The sequence below is a fragment of the Stenotrophomonas sp. Nf1 genome (genome assembly GCF_003028475.1).
Classification (GTDB): domain Bacteria; phylum Pseudomonadota; class Gammaproteobacteria; order Xanthomonadales; family Xanthomonadaceae; genus Stenotrophomonas.
The window spans coordinates 306,021-322,703 of record NZ_PYTV01000004.1 but is presented as its reverse complement, the minus strand read 5'-3'; the positions used below and the strand labels follow the sequence as shown (position 1 = coordinate 322,703).

15 protein-coding genes are annotated in these 16,683 nt (G+C 67.2%); 6 read left to right on the top strand and 9 right to left on the bottom strand.

Annotation, left to right across the window (positions count from 1 at the left end; genetic code table 11):
* Positions 1-7: 7 nt before the first annotated feature.
* Positions 8-382, bottom strand: coding sequence for a hypothetical protein (locus C9412_RS10125; protein ID WP_107231490.1), 375 nt, complete (start codon positions 380-382; stop codon positions 8-10).
* Positions 383-594: 212 nt separating this feature from the next.
* On the bottom strand, positions 595-1,626 hold the full coding sequence (gene dusA, locus C9412_RS10120; RefSeq protein ID WP_107231489.1) for a tRNA dihydrouridine(20/20a) synthase DusA: 1,032 nt from the start codon (positions 1,624-1,626) through the stop codon (positions 595-597).
* A gap of 192 nt (positions 1,627-1,818) precedes the next feature.
* On the opposite strand from dusA, the gene C9412_RS10115 reads away from it, so the two are divergent.
* Positions 1,819-2,061, top strand: coding sequence for a hypothetical protein (locus C9412_RS10115; RefSeq protein ID WP_107231488.1), 243 nt, complete (start codon positions 1,819-1,821; stop codon positions 2,059-2,061).
* Positions 2,062-2,073: 12 nt separating this feature from the next.
* Positions 2,074-2,970 (top strand): hypothetical protein, encoded by an 897-nt coding sequence (locus C9412_RS10110; RefSeq protein ID WP_107231487.1) that lies wholly within the window; start codon positions 2,074-2,076, stop codon positions 2,968-2,970.
* 145 nt (positions 2,971-3,115) lie between these two features.
* Here C9412_RS10110 and C9412_RS10105 read toward each other — a convergent pair whose 3' ends face one another.
* Complete coding sequence (locus C9412_RS10105) at positions 3,116-4,570, bottom strand: SulP family inorganic anion transporter (protein ID WP_107231486.1); 1,455 nt, start codon at positions 4,568-4,570, stop codon at positions 3,116-3,118.
* A gap of 208 nt (positions 4,571-4,778) precedes the next feature.
* Between C9412_RS10105 and C9412_RS10100 the strand changes: the two genes are divergently transcribed.
* Both C9412_RS10100 and C9412_RS10095 read left to right on the top strand, forming a co-directional pair.
* Positions 4,779-5,759, top strand: coding sequence for a cation transporter (locus tag C9412_RS10100; RefSeq protein WP_107231485.1), 981 nt, complete (start codon positions 4,779-4,781; stop codon positions 5,757-5,759).
* 111 nt (positions 5,760-5,870) lie between these two features.
* A complete protein-coding gene (locus C9412_RS10095; RefSeq protein WP_004153735.1) occupies positions 5,871-6,296 on the top strand; it encodes an organic hydroperoxide resistance protein in 426 nt (141 codons plus the stop codon).
* A 301-nt stretch (positions 6,297-6,597) separates the two neighbouring features.
* On the opposite strand, the gene mmsB is transcribed toward C9412_RS10095, so the two are convergent.
* From mmsB to C9412_RS10070, 5 genes are read right to left on the bottom strand one after another with little or no spacing between them, the layout of a single operon-like run.
* Positions 6,598-7,488 carry a 3-hydroxyisobutyrate dehydrogenase gene (gene mmsB / locus C9412_RS10090; protein WP_107231484.1) on the bottom strand — a complete coding sequence of 297 codons (891 nt, stop codon included), beginning with the start codon at positions 7,486-7,488 and terminating at the stop codon, positions 6,598-6,600.
* Positions 7,485-8,660 (bottom strand): enoyl-CoA hydratase/isomerase family protein, encoded by a 1,176-nt coding sequence (locus tag C9412_RS10085; RefSeq protein ID WP_107231483.1) that lies wholly within the window; start codon positions 8,658-8,660, stop codon positions 7,485-7,487. The genes mmsB and C9412_RS10085 overlap by 4 nt, the downstream gene beginning before the upstream one ends.
* Positions 8,657-9,454, bottom strand: coding sequence for an enoyl-CoA hydratase (locus C9412_RS10080; protein WP_107231482.1), 798 nt, complete (start codon positions 9,452-9,454; stop codon positions 8,657-8,659). The genes C9412_RS10085 and C9412_RS10080 overlap by 4 nt, the downstream gene beginning before the upstream one ends.
* Complete coding sequence (locus tag C9412_RS10075) at positions 9,451-10,617, bottom strand: acyl-CoA dehydrogenase family protein (protein ID WP_107231481.1); 1,167 nt, start codon at positions 10,615-10,617, stop codon at positions 9,451-9,453. The genes C9412_RS10080 and C9412_RS10075 overlap by 4 nt, the downstream gene beginning before the upstream one ends.
* Before the next feature lie 14 nt (positions 10,618-10,631).
* Complete coding sequence (locus tag C9412_RS10070; protein ID WP_107231480.1) at positions 10,632-12,137, bottom strand: CoA-acylating methylmalonate-semialdehyde dehydrogenase; 1,506 nt, start codon at positions 12,135-12,137, stop codon at positions 10,632-10,634.
* 114 nt (positions 12,138-12,251) lie between these two features.
* Here C9412_RS10070 and C9412_RS10065 point away from each other — a divergent pair, with 114 nt between their 5' ends.
* Together C9412_RS10065 and C9412_RS10060 are read left to right on the top strand one after the other, a co-directional pair.
* The gene (locus tag C9412_RS10065; RefSeq protein WP_107231479.1) at positions 12,252-13,619 is read left to right on the top strand and encodes a short-chain fatty acyl-CoA regulator family protein; all 1,368 of its coding nucleotides are present in this window, start codon (positions 12,252-12,254) and stop codon (positions 13,617-13,619) included.
* A gap of 124 nt (positions 13,620-13,743) precedes the next feature.
* Entirely contained in the window at positions 13,744-14,697 is a 954-nt protein-coding gene (locus C9412_RS10060; RefSeq protein ID WP_107231478.1) for a DUF1028 domain-containing protein, read from the top strand.
* A gap of 76 nt (positions 14,698-14,773) precedes the next feature.
* Here the strand turns inward: C9412_RS10060 and C9412_RS10055 are convergent, their stop codons facing one another.
* Positions 14,774-16,648 carry a patatin-like phospholipase family protein gene (locus tag C9412_RS10055; RefSeq protein ID WP_107231477.1) on the bottom strand — a complete coding sequence of 625 codons (1,875 nt, stop codon included), beginning with the start codon at positions 16,646-16,648 and terminating at the stop codon, positions 14,774-14,776.
* Between the last annotated feature and the right edge of the window lie 35 nt (positions 16,649-16,683).

The window sequence follows — 16,683 nt, the reverse complement described above, 5'->3', positions numbered from 1 at the left end:
TCCCTGTTCAGGGGTTATCGCCGCGTAGTGATGACATATCCGACCGCGGCGTGCGCGGCTGTGAACGCGACGGGGCGGGGTCGTCCATGTAGCGGACCCGGCCCCGGTCGTCCATGTACTTCACCCGGTTGATGTCACGCCCATCGAACGGCACGCGCTCGGCGCCGAGGATGTGCCCGCCGGTGGTGCGCTGCACGCGGCGCACGGCATCGGACAGCGAGCGCTCGTCGTTGCGGCCACCGCGCTCGCCCCGCTCCATCATCTCCGCGCGCCCCTGATCGCCACGCGGCGGCTGTTGCGCCAGCGCCGAAGACAGCGGCGCAGCCGCCAGCACCACGCAGGTGGCCAGGGCAATGCGGCAATGGAAGGGAGCGGAAGACATCGATGCGATCCTAGCCGAGCACGGCGATTCGTTCAAAAGTCGTAAATCCGGGAGCCGGGTGCGGGACCCGGCCTTTACAATTCCTTTGCAAATTCTTGGTTTAGGGCAGTGAATCCGATCTGAACTTTTCCGGGCGATGCCGCGCGTCGTTCATCTAGGTGAACATTCGGGACGAAAGCGCTGGCCTTGTCAAGTCAGGAATGTGACGAACATCACGCTGCAGCGCGATCGGCATCGCGATCGGTGACCGCCAGCGCCTGCTCGACCAGGGTCCAATCCGCACCCGGGCGGTGTGCGCCCTCGCTCAGTACCTGGCGGAACGCGCGGCCACCGGGCTGGCCGTGGAACAGCCCCAGCAGGTGGCGGGTGATGTGCTTGAGCGCCAGACCCTCGGCCAGCCGCGCTTCCACGTAGGGGCGCAGCGCGCGCAACAGGTCGCCACGCGCCTGCAGCGCGGCGCCGGTGTGCAGCGCCTCCAGCTGATGCAGCAGGTAGGGATCGTGGTAGGCCGCGCGGCCCAGCATCACGCCATCGACGTGCGCGGCCTGCGCCTGCACCGTCTCGATGCTGGCCAGGCCGCCGTTGATCACCACCGGCAGTGCCGGGCGCTCCTGCTTGAGGCGGTAGGCCCAGTCGTACTTCAGTGGTGGAACCTCGCGGTTCTCCTTCGGCGACAGGCCTTTGAGCCAGGCGTTGCGCGCATGCACCACCACCATCGCCGCGCCGGCGGCGACCTGGCGGTCGACGAAGGCGGCGAACACCTCGTAATCGTTGTCTTCGTCCACGCCCAGGCGGCATTTCACCGTCACCGGGATGTCGACCGCATCGACCATCGCCGCCACGCACTCGGCCACCAGCGCGGGCTCGCGCATCAGGCAGGCGCCGAAACGCCCGGCCTGCACGCGGTCGGACGGGCAGCCGCAGTTGAGGTTCACTTCGTCGTAGCCCCACTCGGCGGCGATACGCGCGGCCTGCGCCAGCAGCGCCGGATCGCTGCCACCGAGCTGCAGCGCCAGCGGCTGTTCGCTGACATCGAAACCGAGCAGGCGCTCGCGGTCGCCGTGGATGACCGCGTTGGCGTGCACCATCTCGGTGTACAGCCGCGCGCCCGGCGCCAGCACGCGGTGGAACACGCGGCAGTGGCGGTCGGTCCAGTCCATCATCGGGGCAACGGACAGGCGCAGGGAATCGGCGTAACGGGCGGTGGCGGACGTCATCGGAGTGTTGATCGTGGAGACTGGCATTGCCAGTGAGATCAATAGTTTACACCGGGTGGCTGAATGACGCCGGGGCGTCAGGCAGTGTACGAAGCGCCGGTGCCCCATTGCCGGTGTGGCACACGCCCATCACATCATCAAATACGAATGAGAAGTGATATCATTTGAGTGTCGCATAACGATGTGCGGCATGGATGTCCCAAGCAAACGGAACATGTAATGCAGCAACGCACCTATATCGAACTGGTCCTGGAGTTGTTCGCCTTCATCAGCCTGTGCATGGCGATGACGACCTCCGGCACCCCGGTGCTGGTTTTTGGTCTCACGACCATCCTGCTCACGGTATGGATACCCTTCCAACGGCGCGAGATTCATCGCTTCACCCGCGCCGTGTCGATTGCGCTGGTCATTGCGGCAGTAGCCAGGATCGTCATTCATTTCCTACCCAATCCATCCATCTAGGAATCGAATTCGATGAGGCTGTTCCGATACGCCACTGCGGTGGCGTTGTTGCTCTGTGCGCAGGGAGCGCACGCGCAGGTGAAGCAGATACAAGATATCCCGTGCGAAGGGTGTTCATACGCTCAGATGCAGGCGGCCGCGCTGTCGGACGTCGACGTCGGCGGTGCACTGGTAACCAGTATTTCCACGGGAGAGATACGGAAGTTCGTCATCCTGTGGGATCGCAGGATCCAGGAGCTGCCGATCGAACAGGACCTGGAAGACTACTTCGTAGCCCTGGTCCGCTTCTGGCACGCCAATGGGCGCAGCCTTGAAATGAACTACGACGTTGCGTCGAACACGTGGAGACTCCCCCAGCAAGCGATGGCGACTGCACGCGTGCGACGGGCACTGGCGGCTCCCGCCGCAGACCGGCCGGTTCCGGCAACCGTATACGATGCATTGCAGAGCCCGGCCAGGATGAACAACGCGATCGAGCAGTTGAATGCCTCCTGGCTCGCCCGTGGGTATGCGGCGCACATGACGTTCGTCAATTCGGTCAGGGGAAAGAACATCTCGCTGACTGCGGGCCGCCCGGTGACCACCCTGAACTTCGCCGATGGCTCCAAGATCAAGGCCTCCTACGACATCGAGATGAAAAGCTGGGCGCCTATTCCCGGCACCGGCCGCGACGTTCACGGCAACCCGGTTCCAGAGACCAAAGCAGACGTTGCCAAGGACGGCAAGCCGGTGGTGTACGAGTTCCCCGGTGGCATCACCAGTGACGCCTACATGGACTTCAGTCGCTACCTCTTCGATCTGGGCGTGCGCCCCAATATCGGGCCGGGCGACAACCAGATGATCTGCACCAGCGAAGTGATGGACGCCGATATGCGGGTGGAAGTCAGGTGCATGGGCCGCAGGCACTGATGCAACAACGCGGGTGACCGCCGCTGCGGTCACCCGGGTGCCCCCTGTCGAATCAGAGGCAGATGCCAGTGCATGCCCTGGCATCTGCCGAAGCGCTTGTGGACCCATCCTCCAGCACAGATGGCGGCGATGGGTGAGTGCGAACTCAGTGTCCGCCGCCGCGTCCACCCACCTGCTCGATCAACGTCCGGCTGGCGGCATTGAGCCCCACCACCGTTACCTCGGCGCCATGCGCGGCCAGTTTTTCCTGCGCGCGTTCCAGCGCGGCCACGGCGGTCAGATCCCACAGATGGGCATCGCGCAGATCAATCTGCACCTTCGGTGCCACGTGCTGGTAATCAAACGCCGCGCCCAGCTGGCCGGCGGAAGCGAAGAACACCTGGCCGCGCACGCGGTAGACCTGCGTGCTGCCGGCCTCCTCGCGCTGCACCTCCAGCATGCGGCCCACCTTGCGCGCGAAGAACAGCGCCGACAGCAGCACGCCACTGAGCACGCCCTTGGCCAGGTCGTGGGTGGCCACGGTGACCACCACGGTCAGCAGCATCACCGCCGACGAACTGCGTGGATGGGTGCGCAGGTCGCGCAGCGAGCGCCAGCTGAAGGTGCCGATGCTGACCATGATCATCACCGCCACCAGCGCCGCCATCGGAATCTGCCGCACCAGCGCGCTGCCGTACACCACCATTGTCAGCAGCACGACACCGGCCACCAGGCATGACAGACGACCGCGGCCGCCGGAGGACACGTTGATGATCGACTGGCCGATCATCGCGCAGCCGGCCATGCCGCCGAGGAAGCCGGTGACCGTGTTGGCCACGCCCTGGCCGACGCATTCGCGGTTGCGCTCGCTGGGCGTTTCGGTGAGGTCCTCGACGATCTGCAGGGTCATCATCGATTCGAGCAGGCCGACCACCGCCAGCGTGGCCGATACCGGCAACAGGATGCCCAGCGTTTCCCAGGTGAGCGGTACATCGGGAATGAGGAAGTACGGCAGGCTGTCGGGCAGCTGGCCCATGTCGCCGACACTGCGCACGTCGATGCCAAAGCCGATCACCACGGCGGTGAGCACCACGATCGCCACCAGCGGCGACGGCACCACCCGGGTGATGCGCGGCAGCAGGTAGATGATCGCCAGCGCGGCCGCACACAGCACGTACACGGCCGGGCCGCGGCCAACCAGCTCGGGCAGCTGGGCGAGGAAGATCAGGATCGCCAGCGCGTTGACGAAGCCGGTGATGACCGAGCGCGAGACGAAGCGCATCAGCGAGCCCAGCTTGAACACGCCGGCCAGCACCTGCAGCAGGCCTGCCAGGATGCTGGCGGCGAACAGGTACTGCACGCCGTGGTCCTTGACCAGATCGATCATCACCAGCGCCATTGCGCCGGTGGCGGCGGAGATCATGCCGGGACGGCCGCCGGCAATGGCGGTGATCACCGCAATGGAGAACGCGGCATACAGGCCGACCTTGGGGTCGACACCGGCGATGAGCGAGAAGGCGATGGCCTCGGGAATCAGGGCCAGGGCGACGACGATGCCGGACAGCAGGTCGCCACGGAGGTTGCCGAGCCATTGCTGGCGCAGCGGATAGGACGTTTGCATGGGAAAACTCCGCGCACACGCGGGCGTGGCCGCGAGGCGCTGCAGTGGAAAGACACGGGTTCCTGAGCCGGGCGCGCCGGCTGCCGAGGTGCGGCAAGGGTCAGGGTGGCGTGATCACTGCAGGGCGGGGTCGGTGCGTGGGAGGGGCGCAGTCTACGGGAAGTGGCTACATGAGGGTAGCGCGGTCGGCCGCGAAAGGCAGCGGAGCATGGCTCCGCTCTACAATCCAGACATGGCCAACGACCGCGCGCACTTCTTCGACCCCACCACCGAGCAGGGCGTGCTGCGCCTGTCGATCGCCGGCGCGCTGCTGCTGGCGGTGGCCGCGGTGGTGTTCGGCCTGCTGGCCAATTCCTCGCTGATCATCTTCGATGGCATCTACGGGCTGATCGACGTGGTGATGACCTGGCTGTCGCTGCTGGTGGCGCGGCTGATCGCGCTGTCCACCAACACCGATGCGCTGCAGTCGCGGCTCAACCAGCGCTTCACCATGGGCTTCTGGCACCTGGAGCCGATCGTGCTGGGGGTCAGCGGCACGCTGATGATCGGTGCGGCGCTGTATGCGCTGGTCAATGCGGTGGATGCGCTGATGTCCGGCGGCCGCCACATCGCACTGGGCCCGGCGATCATCTTCGCCGGCCTGTCGCTGGTGGCCGAGAGCGCACTGGGTTGGTTCGTGCTGCGCGCCAACCGCCGCATTGGTTCGGAATTCATCGCGCTGGACGCGAAGAACTGGGTGGTGGCGGCCAGCATGTCGGCCTGCTATCTGCTCGCCTTCCTCGGCGGCGTGCTGGTGCAGGGCACGTCGTGGGCATGGGTGGGGCCGTACATCGATCCGGCCATCCTGGCCTTTGTCTGCGTGCTGGTGATGATCGCTCCGCTTGGCACCGTGCGCCGGGCGCTGGCCGGCATCCTGCTGGTCACCCCGCCGGAACTGCAGGCGCACGTGGATGCGGTGGCACGCGGCATCGTTGCCAAGCATGGCTTTGTCGAGCACCGCAGCTATGTGGCGCAGGTCGGCCGTGGTGAGCAGATCGAGCTGTTCTTCGTGGTGCGCGAGGATGATCCGCCGCGGGCACTGCTGGAATGGGACCGGCTGCGCGACGAGATCGGCGAGGCGCTGGGCGAGGCCTCGCCGGACCGCTGGCTGACCATCCTGTTCACCACCGACCGTGAGTGGACGATCTAGGCCGGCAGGACGCTGAATCAAATTTTAAGGACGGAATGTCACCCAACGTACGCGGAAAGCAGGCAAAGTAGGCTCCATCGCAACACCCACCCACTGACCAGGAGCATCCCGATGTCCATCGAAAAGGTTCTGTACACCGCCCAGGCCACCTCCACCGGCGGCCGTGAAGGTCGTTCCGTCTCCTCCGACAACGTGCTGGACATCCAGCTGTCGACCCCGCGCGAGCTGGGCGGCGCCGGCGGCCCGGGCACCAACCCGGAGCAGCTGTTCGCCGCGGGCTACTCGGCCTGCTTCCTGGGCGCGCTGAAGTTCGTGGCCGGCCAGGCCAAGGTCGCGCTGCCCGCCGACACCACCGTCACCGGCAAGGTCGGCATCGGCCAGATCCCGACCGGTTTCGGCATTGAAGCCGAGCTGACCATCAACGTGCCGGGCGTACCGCGCGAGCAGGTGGAAGAGCTGGTGCAGAAGGCCCACATCGTCTGCCCGTATTCGAATGCCACCCGCGGCAACATCGACGTGACGTTGATCGTTGCCTGATGCAGCGAGGGGTCGGCCGGGGTCGGATCCCTTTGCCACCGGCAAAGGGCTCTGACCCCAGCGCAGGACCCCAGGGGTCAGAGCCCTTTCGCGTTGCGAAAGGGATCCGACCCCAAAAAAATGGGCGGATGCCGGTCGAAACCGGGCATCCGCCCATCCCACCTCGGGTGGGCCCCGGCACAGGGCCGGGGACGCATTCGCTGCGGCGCGCATCCATCCTTCTGGAGAAGAGCCCCCTTGTTGTTCAAGGGGGCGCGCCAACGGCGCGGGGATAAGGTGGAATGCGCGGACCAGCGACCAGTTACTGGTCGCTGGTGATCAGCTGCACGACGCTGGAGAAATCCAGCTTGCCGCGACCGGCCTGGTGATTCATCGAGTACAGGTTGCGGGCCACTTCGCCCAGCGGAATCGAGGCGCCGACACTCATCGCCGCTTCCACCGCCAGGCCCATGTCCTTCAGCATCAGATCGCTGCCGAAGCCGCCGCTGTAGCCGCGCGAGGCCGGTGCATTTTCCAGCACGCCCGGCCACGGATTGCACACTTCGGTGGCCCAGCTGCGGCCGGTGCTGACGGCCATCATCTGCGACAGCACCTTCGGGTCCAGCCCGTGCGCCACACCCAGCGCGATGGCTTCACCAGTCACCGCCATGATCACGCCCAGCGCCATGTTGTTGCACAGCTTGGCGACCTGGCCGGCGCCACTGGCACCCACGTGGAAGATGTTCTTGCCCATCGCCTGCAGCACCGGGCGCGCGCGTTCCAGCGCGTCCTCTTCACCCCCGACGATGAAGGTCAGGGTGCCGGCCTGGGCACCGGCGGTACCGCCGGACACCGGTGCATCGATCATCTGCAGGCCGCGCGCGGCAGCCGCTTCGGAGACCTTGCGGGCGCTGGCCGGGGCAATGGTGCTGCAGTCGATGACCAGCGCACCGGCCGGGATCGCGGCGAGGATGCCGTCATCGCCCAGGTACACGCCTTCGACATGGCGGCTGGCCGGCAGCATCGAGATCACGACCTCGGCATCGGCCAGGGTCTCGCGTGCCGACGCGGCCGCGCTGGCACCGGCGTCGACGGCGGCCTGCACCGCGGCCGGGACCAGATCGAACACGCGCACGCTGTGGCCGTTCTTGACCAGATTGGCGGCCATCGGGCCACCCATGTTGCCCAACCCAATGAATGCAATGCGGCTCATGCCAGGCTCCTTTCAGCGACGGGGGTGCCCAGGTCGGCCAGCGGATGCGCGGCATCGGCCCAAGGCGAAGCGAAGAACGTATCAGCCCACGCGGTGGTGGCCTCGGCCAGGCGGGCCGGTTTCCACTGCGGGTTGCGGTCCTTGTCGATCAGCAGCGCGCGGATGCCCTCGGCGAAATCGCCGTGGGCGGCGCAGTGCAGCGCGGTGATGTATTCCAGACGGTACACGCTGGCCAGGTCCTGGCCGGCGCTGCGGCGCTGCAGCTCGAAGGCCAGCCGCGCCGAGCCGGGCGCACCGGCGGCGAGGGTCTTCTGCGCGGCCTGCAGCCAGGCATCGTCGGTCTGCAAAGCGCCGATGCGCGCGATGATCGCAGGCAGGTCATCGCCCGCGCACAGCGCGTCGATCTGCGCGGCGTTGGCCAGCAGCGGACCGATGGCCGCATCGCTGGCGTGCGACTGCAGCAACTGGCTCAGGCGTTCGTGGTTATGTGCGGAATTACTGGACCAGGCCACCTGCAGCAACGCATCGAACACCGCGCTGCGGCGTTCTTCGGCCACGTGCACGTCGGCCAGTCCGGCATAGATGGCGTCACCCGGGTTGAGCAGCGCGCCGGTCAGGGCCAGGAACAGGCCACCCTTGCCGGGCACGCGCGGCAGCAGCCAGCTGCCACCGACATCGGGGAACAGGCCGACGGTGATTTCCGGGAACCCCAGCTTGGAGCGCTCGCTGACCACGCGGTGGCTGGCACCGGACATCAGGCCGATGCCGCCGCCCATCACGATGCCATGGCCCCAGCACAGGATCGGCTTGGCGTAGGTGTGGATGAGGTAGTCGACGCGGTACTCGACGTCGAAGAACTCGGCGGCGTAATCGTTGTCGCGAATATCGCTGCGGCCTTCTTCGCGGAAGGCGACCATGGCCTTGTACAGGCTGTGCAGGTCGCCGCCGGCGCAGAAGGCCTTCTCGCCGGCGCCCTGCAGCACCACCATGGCGATGCCATCGTCGTCGGCCCAGGCATGCAACTGCTGCAGCAGCAGGTGCGCCATCGGCAGCGAGAAACCATTGAGCGTACGCGGCGCATTGAGCGTGGCGATGCCGATGCGCGTGCCGTTGCCGGCTGCGCGCTCTTCGAACAGCACCGGTGCGTCGTCGGCAACGGTGTCGGTGCTCATGCGTTCTTCCACTGCGCAGCGCGCTTTTCCAGGAAGGCGGTCACGCCCTCGACCTGGTCGGCGGTGTCGAACAGGTCGACGAAGGCTTCGCGCTCGGCCACCAGTGCCGAGGCGTGGGTGCCGGTGCGGGTGGACTGCACCAGGGTCTTGCAGGCGGCGATGCTGGTCGGGCTCTGCTTGCCGGCCTTGTTCGCCCATTCCAGGGCCAGCGCCTTGGCTTCGCCCTTGCCGACCTTTTCTTCGGCAAGACCAATCCGCAGTGCGGTCTCGGCGTTGATGCGCTCACCCAGCAGGATCATGCGCTTGGCCCAGCCCTCGCCGACCAGGCGCGGCAGGTTCTGGGTGCCACCGGCGCACGGCAGCAGGCCGACGGTGGCCTCCGGCAGCGCGACCTGGGCGTGCTCTTCGATGATGCGCAGGTCGCAGGCCAGCGCGCATTCCAGGCCGCCGCCCATCGCATAGCCGTTGATGGCGGCAATCGACACGCCACGGAAAGCGGACAGCGCTTCGAACGCTTCACCGAAACGGCGCGCGGCCTCGCGTGCGGCGGCCTTGTCACCGGAGGCGAACTGGTTGAGGTCGGCACCAGCGGAGAAGAACTTCTCGCCGTCACCGGTGATCACCAGCGCGTAGATGTCGCGGTCTGCGTTGAGCGCGCCCACCAGGTCGCGCAGCGCCGACAGGCTGTGCACGGTCCAGGTGTGCGCGGGCGGGTTGTGCAGGGTGACCACGGCGGTGTGGCCATCCACCTCGACCTTCAGGCCCACGTGCTCCTGGGTACGCCAATCCTTCATCGCAGTTCCTCTTCGGTGTTGAGCAGGTGACGGGCAACGATCACCCGCATGATCTCGTTGGTGCCTTCCAGGATCTGGTGCACGCGGCAGTCACGCAGCAGGCGCTCGATCGGGTACTCGCGGATGTAGCCGTAGCCACCGTGGATCTGCAGCGCTTCGTTGCAGACATTGAAACCGGCATCGGTGGCGAAACGCTTGGCCATCGCGCACCACACGTTGGCATCGCTGGCACCGGCATCGAGCTTGCGCGCGGCGGTGTGCACCATCTGCCGCGCAGCGACCAGTTCGATGGCCATGTCGGCCAGCTTGAACTGCAGCGCCTGGAACTCGGCCAGCGCCTTGCCGAACTGGCGGCGCTCGCCCATGTAGCGGCGTGCGGCATCCAGTGCGCCCTGCGCAGCACCCAGCGAGCAGGCGGCGATGTTGATGCGACCGCCGTCCAGGCCCTTCATCGCCAGCTTGAAGCCGCCGCCTTCCTCTCCCAGAAGGTGGCTGACCGGCACGCGGACGTTTTCAAAGGTGATGCCACGGGTGGGCTGGCTGTTCCAGCCCATCTTCTCTTCCTTGCGGCCGAAGCTGACGCCCGGCAGGTCCGACGGCACCGCGATGGCGCTGACGCCGCCGGCACCGGCACCGCCGGTACGCGCCATCACCACCAGCAGTTCGGTGGCACCGGCGCCGGAGATGAAGGCCTTGGCGCCGTTCAGCACGAAGTGGTCGCCGTCGCGCACCGCCGTGGTCTTCAGCGAGGCCGCATCGGAACCGGCGCCCGGTTCGGTCAGGCAGTACGAGGCCAGCTTGTTGCCCGAGGACAGAGAGGTGCCCCACGCTTCGCGCAGGGCCGGCTGGCCCCACTTGGACACCATCCACGAGGCCATGTTGTGGATGCTGATGTAGGCCGCGGTCGACGGATCGACGTTGGCGAGCTCCTCGATGACGACGGCGGCGTCCAGACGGCTCAGGCCGCTGCCGCCCACTTCCGGGTCCATGTACAGACCGCAGAAGCCCAGTTCACCGGCCTTGGCGATCGCCTCGCGCGGAAAGATGCCCTCCGCATCCCATCGCGCGGCGTGCGGCGCCAGTTCGGCGTGTGCGAAGTCGCGCGCAGCCTCGCGGTACGCCTGCTGTGCTTCTTCCAGTTCCGTCGTCATCGAGTGGCTCATGGCTGCTCCTGCGGTTACTTCAGGCTGATCGTGGTGTTGACGCCGTGGCTCAGCGTTTCGTCATCGAACCAGCGCGCGGTGACCGTCTTGGTCTGGGTGTAGAACAGCACCACCTGCTTGCCGTACGGGCCCAGGTCGCCCAGCTTGGACGCGCGCGAACCGGTGAACGAGAACAGCGGCACCGGCACCGGAATCGGCACGTTGATGCCAACCTGGCCCACGTCGATGTCTTCCTGGAACTTGCGTGCGGCCGCGCCAGACTGGGTGAACAGTGCGGTGCCGTTGCCGTTGGGGTTGCTGTTGACCATCTCGATGGCGTCTTCCAGCGTTTCCGCTTCGAGGATGACCAGCACCGGCCCGAAGATTTCTTCCTGGTAGATGCGCATGTCGGTGGTGACACCGGCAAAGATGGTCGGGCCGACGAAGTTGCCCTTCTCGAAGCCATCCACCTGCGGCTTGCGGCCATCGAGCACAAGCTTGGCGCCCTGCTCCACGCCCGAGGCGATCAGGCCTTCCACGCGCTCGCGGGCGCTGCAGGAAATGACCGGGCCGACATCGGTGCCGGATACGGTGCCGCCGCTGACCTTGAGGGTCTTGGCCTTGGTCACCAGGTCCTGCACCCAGTTGCGTGCTTCACCGACCAGCACCAGGGTGGAGGCGGCCATGCAGCGCTGGCCAGCCGCACCGAAGGCAGCGCCGACCATCGCGTTGAGGGTCTGTTCCTTGTTGGCGTCCGGCAGCACCACGGCGTGGTTCTTGGCGCCCATCATGCACTGCACGCGCTTGCCGGCCAGCGAGGCACGGTTGTAGACGTGGGTGCCGACGCGGGTGGAACCGACGAACGACACGGCCTTGATGTCCGGGTGGTCGCAGATGGCGTTGACCACTTCCTCGCCGCCGTGGACGACGTTGAGCACGCCCTTCGGAATGCCGGCTTCCAGCGCCAGTTCGACCAGGCGCATGGTGACCATCGGGTCCTGCTCGGACGGCTTGAGGATGAAGGTGTTGCCGGTGGCAATGGCCATCGGGAACATCCACAGCGGGATCATCGCCGGGAAGTTGAACGGGGTGATGCCGGCGCAGACGCCCAGCGGCTGCATGATCGTGTAGGTATCCACGCCATTGGCCACGTTGTTGGCCAGTTCGCCCAGCTGCAGGTTGCCGATGGCGGCGGCGTGCTCGACCACTTCCAGGCCGCGGAACACATCGCCTTCGGCGTCGGGCAGGGTCTTGCCCTGTTCGGCGGTGAGGATGTGGGCCAGCTCGCTCATGTTCTCGCGGATCAGCTGCTGGTACTTCAGGAAGATGCGCGCGCGGGTGCCGATCGGGGTCTTGCGCCAGGTCTTGAAGGCTTCCTTGGCGGCAGCGACGGCGGCGTCCACTTCAGCGGCGGTGGCGAAGGGCACCTGGGCCAGCACGTCCTGGGTGGCCGGATTGACCACGTCCTGCCAGTGGGAGGTGGCCGATTCGATGAACTGGCCATCGATCAGCATGCGGATACGGGGCGCTGCAACAGTCATGACGACAATCCCACGGGCTCGAAAGATGCTTGGCATTATTCACAGCGCCCACCTCGATTTCCGGGCTGAACCCGCTTAATCTGGCCAACACACCCCACGATTCCTGTTAATTCTGTGAATTATTCAGCTGCCCAGCGACAACTCGGCCTGCGCCTGCTGCGGCTGCGCGAACAGCGCGGCTACAGCCAGGCCGACCTGGCGCGGGCGCTGGGGCTGTCGGCCAGTTATCTGAACCAGATCGAGCGCAACAAGCGCCCGCTGACCCCGGCCGTGCAGAAGAAGCTGGGCCAGGTATTGGGCGACGTTTCGGCCCTGTTCGACGAAGATGAGCCCGCCGCGTTGCAGGAAGCGCTGGGTGAGACCCTGCGCGACCTGGGCCTGGCCGACGTCAGCGCCACCGAACTGCGCGCCCTGGCCGGCAACCTGCCGCAGGTCAGCCGTGCCCTGCTGGACCTGCACCGCCGTCACCTGGCGCTACGCGAGCATGCCGCCGCACTGGAGTTCCAGCTCGGTGAGCCGGAGGCCGGCAGCACCCTGCCGGCCGGCGACCAGGTACGCGAGTTCTTCAACCGCATGCACAACCACATTCCCGAACTGGACGAACTGGCCGAACGCCTGTTCGCCGAGTGGGGGTTGTCGCCCGGGCACGTGGCGCCGCGCCTGCGCCAATTGCTGGCCGACCGCCACGGGGTGCTGGTGGAAGTGGCCGCGCTGCAGGCCGGGCGCGAGAAGCGCCAGTACGACGCCGGCAGCCGCCGGCTGTGGCTGCCCGACTACCTGGAGCCGGGCCAGCAGGCATTCCAGATGGCCGCCGAACTGGCCCTGCACGGCTACCTGCCGCAGATCGATGCGGTGGTGGCGCGTGCCGGTTTCAACGATGACGCGCGCATCGCACAGGCACGCATCGGTCTTTCCAACTACTTCGCCGGTGCGCTGGTGATGCCCTACCTGCGCTTCCTGCGCGCGGCCGAAGCCAGCAGCTACGACATCGAACTGCTGGCGCACCAGTTCGGCGTGGGCTTCGAGGCGGTGTGCCATCGATTGAGCACGCTGGCGCGGCGCAGTGCCCCGGGGCTGCCGTTCTTCTTCATCCGCGTGGACCGGGCGGGCAATGTGTCCAAGCGCCACTCGGCCACCGATTTCCATTTCTCGCAGGTGGGCGGTTCGTGCCCGCTGTGGATCGTCTACGAGGCGTTCAACCAGCCTGGGCGCATCCTCACGCAGACCGCGCGCATGCCCGATGGGCGGCGCCACTTCTGGCTGGCGCGCCAGGTCAGCAGCGGGCCGGTGGGACATGGCCAGCCGCGCAAGACCTTCGCCGTGGCGCTGGGCTGCGACCTGCAGCACGCCGAGCGGCTGGTGTATTCGCTGGGGCTGGATGTGCAGAGCCCGGGCAACTCGGTATCGATCGGCCCGGGGTGCCGGGTGTGCCCGCGCGAGGACTGCATGCAGCGCGCGTTCGCGCAGTTGCCGGGGCGTTGATGCCGTTGGGGTCAGATCCCTTTTGCCCTGCAAAAGGGATCTGACCCCATGATGGGACGCGCGGGATTAAACCTTTCGTGTGTCGGCTGCATCCCAATCGGGATGCCCGCCCATGGAGACACCCATGTTCCTGCTACGCCCTTGCCTGGCCCTGCTGCTCGTTGCCGTCGCCGCACCGGCGTGGGCGACGTTTTCCATCGTGGCCTGCAACCAGGCCGGCGACTGCGGCGTGGCAGTAGCCACGCACAACCTGGCGGTCGGTGGCGTGGGTGTGCCGTGGGCGCAGGCGAAGGTCGGTGCCGTCGCCAGCCAGTTTGAAACCAATCCGACCTACGGGTCGAAGGGCCTCGCATTGCTGGCCAAGGGCCGCACGCCTGCCCAGGTGCTCAAGCAACTGCTCGATGAAGACGGCGACTTCGATGGCACCACGCTGGCCGAGCGCCAGGTGGGGCTGGTCAGCGCGCGCGGTGGCAATGCGCAGTACACCGGCGCCACCGCTCAACAGGCGGACTGGGCCGGTGCATACGGTGAGGGCATGCTCAGCGTGCAGGGCAACGGCCTGGCCGGGCCGGAGGTGCTGGCCGCCATGCAACGCAGCTTCCAGGCATCACGCGGCGCACTGGCGGCGCGCCTGCTGGCGGCACTTGAAGCCGGCCAGGCGGCGGGGGGCCAACGCAGCGGGCAATGGTCGGCAGCGTTGCTGGTGCGCACCCCCGGCGGCGACTGGCAGGACACCGACCTGCGCGTGGACGCCGATCCACGCGCGGTAGCGCGGCTGCGCGAGCTGTACGACATGCGCCTGTCCAACGACGCGATCATCCGTGCCGAGCAACGCTGGGAGAAAGGCGATGTGGCCGGTGCGCGCGCCGCGCTGGCGACGTCGCTGTCGCTGGCACACGGCTGGGACCGCACCTGGGCCCGGGCTGCGCGGCTGGCCATGCGCCAGGGCGATGCCGCGCTGGCACGCGAGTATCTGGCCGGTCTGCGCACGCTCAACCCGGGCTGGGTAAAGCAGGAGCTGGCATTGCCGCTGTATGCGCCGCTGCGGGGTGATGCGGTGGTGGAGGCGTGGCGCTGAGGTACCCCGGGGAGGGGTCAGATCCGTTTTCCTGTGGAAAACGGATCTGACCCCGATTGCCCCCGATTGGACCGGTTCAATAAATCGGCGTCACCTTCATCTGCGGCAGTGGCCGCGGCGCCCCGTCGGTGAGGTCGGGACCGAGGTCGTCCCAGCTGCGGCCCTGTTCGACCATCAGCCCCCACAGCTGCTGTGAGCCCAACCGTTTGTCTTCCGAGCCCAGCTTGTACGACGGCGGTGCCGGCACGCCGCTGGCGACCATCGAATAGGCTGCGCGATACGCCAGTACCTGCTGCGCCGGATCATCGGTACGCGCCACTTCCAGCGTGTAGCGCTGGTAGGCCGAGGCCAGATTGCGCCAGCGGATCCAGTAGTGGTTCTCGAACGAGAACGCACAGAAGCGTGCGCCGGCCAGGCTGCCCTTGTCGGCAATGCGGGTCAGCACCTCCTGCGGCATGTCCAGGTTCATTCCCCCTTCGTCACCCTGCAGGCTGACGTGCACGATGCGGTCGCGGTAGCCCGGCGCCCGTGCCTGCAGCAGGTCACGCCAGTTCTGCATGGTCGCCACCACCGCGAACAGGAAGCGGCCCAGTTCGGCGGCGGCCAGCGGCGTGGCGATCGACTGGTAGGTGCGCTGCCAGCCGTGACGGTTTTCGGTGGGCAGGAACACCGCGTGTTCCAGCGCCTGGCGGCCGCTGCCGCCGTGGCCGACGGCCTCGGCATGCTGCGGATAGACCAGATTGATGGCGAAGGTCGGCCAGCGCGGCAGCGCGGCGTCGAACAGATGGATCGGGAAGTTGCTGCTGATGCCGCCGTCGGAGAACCAGCAGATGCGGAAGGCGGTGATCACCGGGCCACAGGCCTGCCCGGCACTGGTCAACCCTTCCATGCTGTCGGCGACGTTGTGCTCCGGATCGGCTGCCGCGGCCGTCGGCTCGCAGCGTCGCTCGCGGCGCGACGGCTCATGCAACGGCACCGCGCTGATCAGCAGCGGGAAGCTCAGGCTCATGCGCGTGGCCACCAGCACCGGCAGCTGCGGGCCCTGCGGCAGGCGGTGATAGTGCCGCCCGTCCACCTCCAGCGGCGGCCCGGCGTGGTCCACCAGCCACTGCACCACGCTGGCCGGGAACAGCTGCGCGAACTCCTCGCGCAGGAACCAGAACTGCGCCCCGCCCAGCGGCAGCGTGCGCGGCTCGTTGTGCGAGACACAGGTGGTGATCATCTGCAGGCTGATCGCATGCGGGCTGTCCGGCTCACCGGCGTAGCGCGGCGCGTCATGCAGGTCGGCGAAGGTCAGCGGCGCGTCCAGTGCCTTGCCCGACAGCTGCTGCAGGCAGGTGTGCAGCCACTCGGTCAGTGCCGGCTTGGAGCGGTCACGCCCCAGACCACTGCACAGGCCCAGCAGGTTGCGCCGCGCCACCCGCGCCACCCGCAGCGCAGCGCCGGCCACACCCGCCCCATACGCGCACAGCAGCGACGGCACCAGCGTGGCCGCCATGCCGCTCCAGCCACCGCCCCACCAGCCCAGGCCGAGCAGCAGCGCCAGCGAGACCAGCACTTCCAGCGGTGCAATGGTGAACACCGCGATGGCCAGGCACAGCAGCTTGCGCGGCAGGCCGGCATTGCCGGTAAGTACCACCAGCAGCCGGTACGCCGCACGCGCACCGCGTGCAGGCTGGAACAGCCGATAGATGAAGCCGCGCTGCGACAGCTGCGCCGACACCGCCGACAGTCCGTTGTAGCCGGCGTCATCGGGCAGGTGCTCGCCGGCCTGCTGGCGACGATCGCCGCAGGCCGCCGCCGCCGCCACTGCCGCGGCGATGGCGCCGGCCGAGGTACCGCCGATGCTCTTGAAGCGGTATTCGCGGGCCAGCGCGAGTACTGCATTGGGATACACGATGCCGCTGGTGATGCCGCCCTTCATGACCAGATCGCAATATTTGTCTGCCACACGCCCTCTCCCGTCCGCTGGTGTCCAGTATGGCA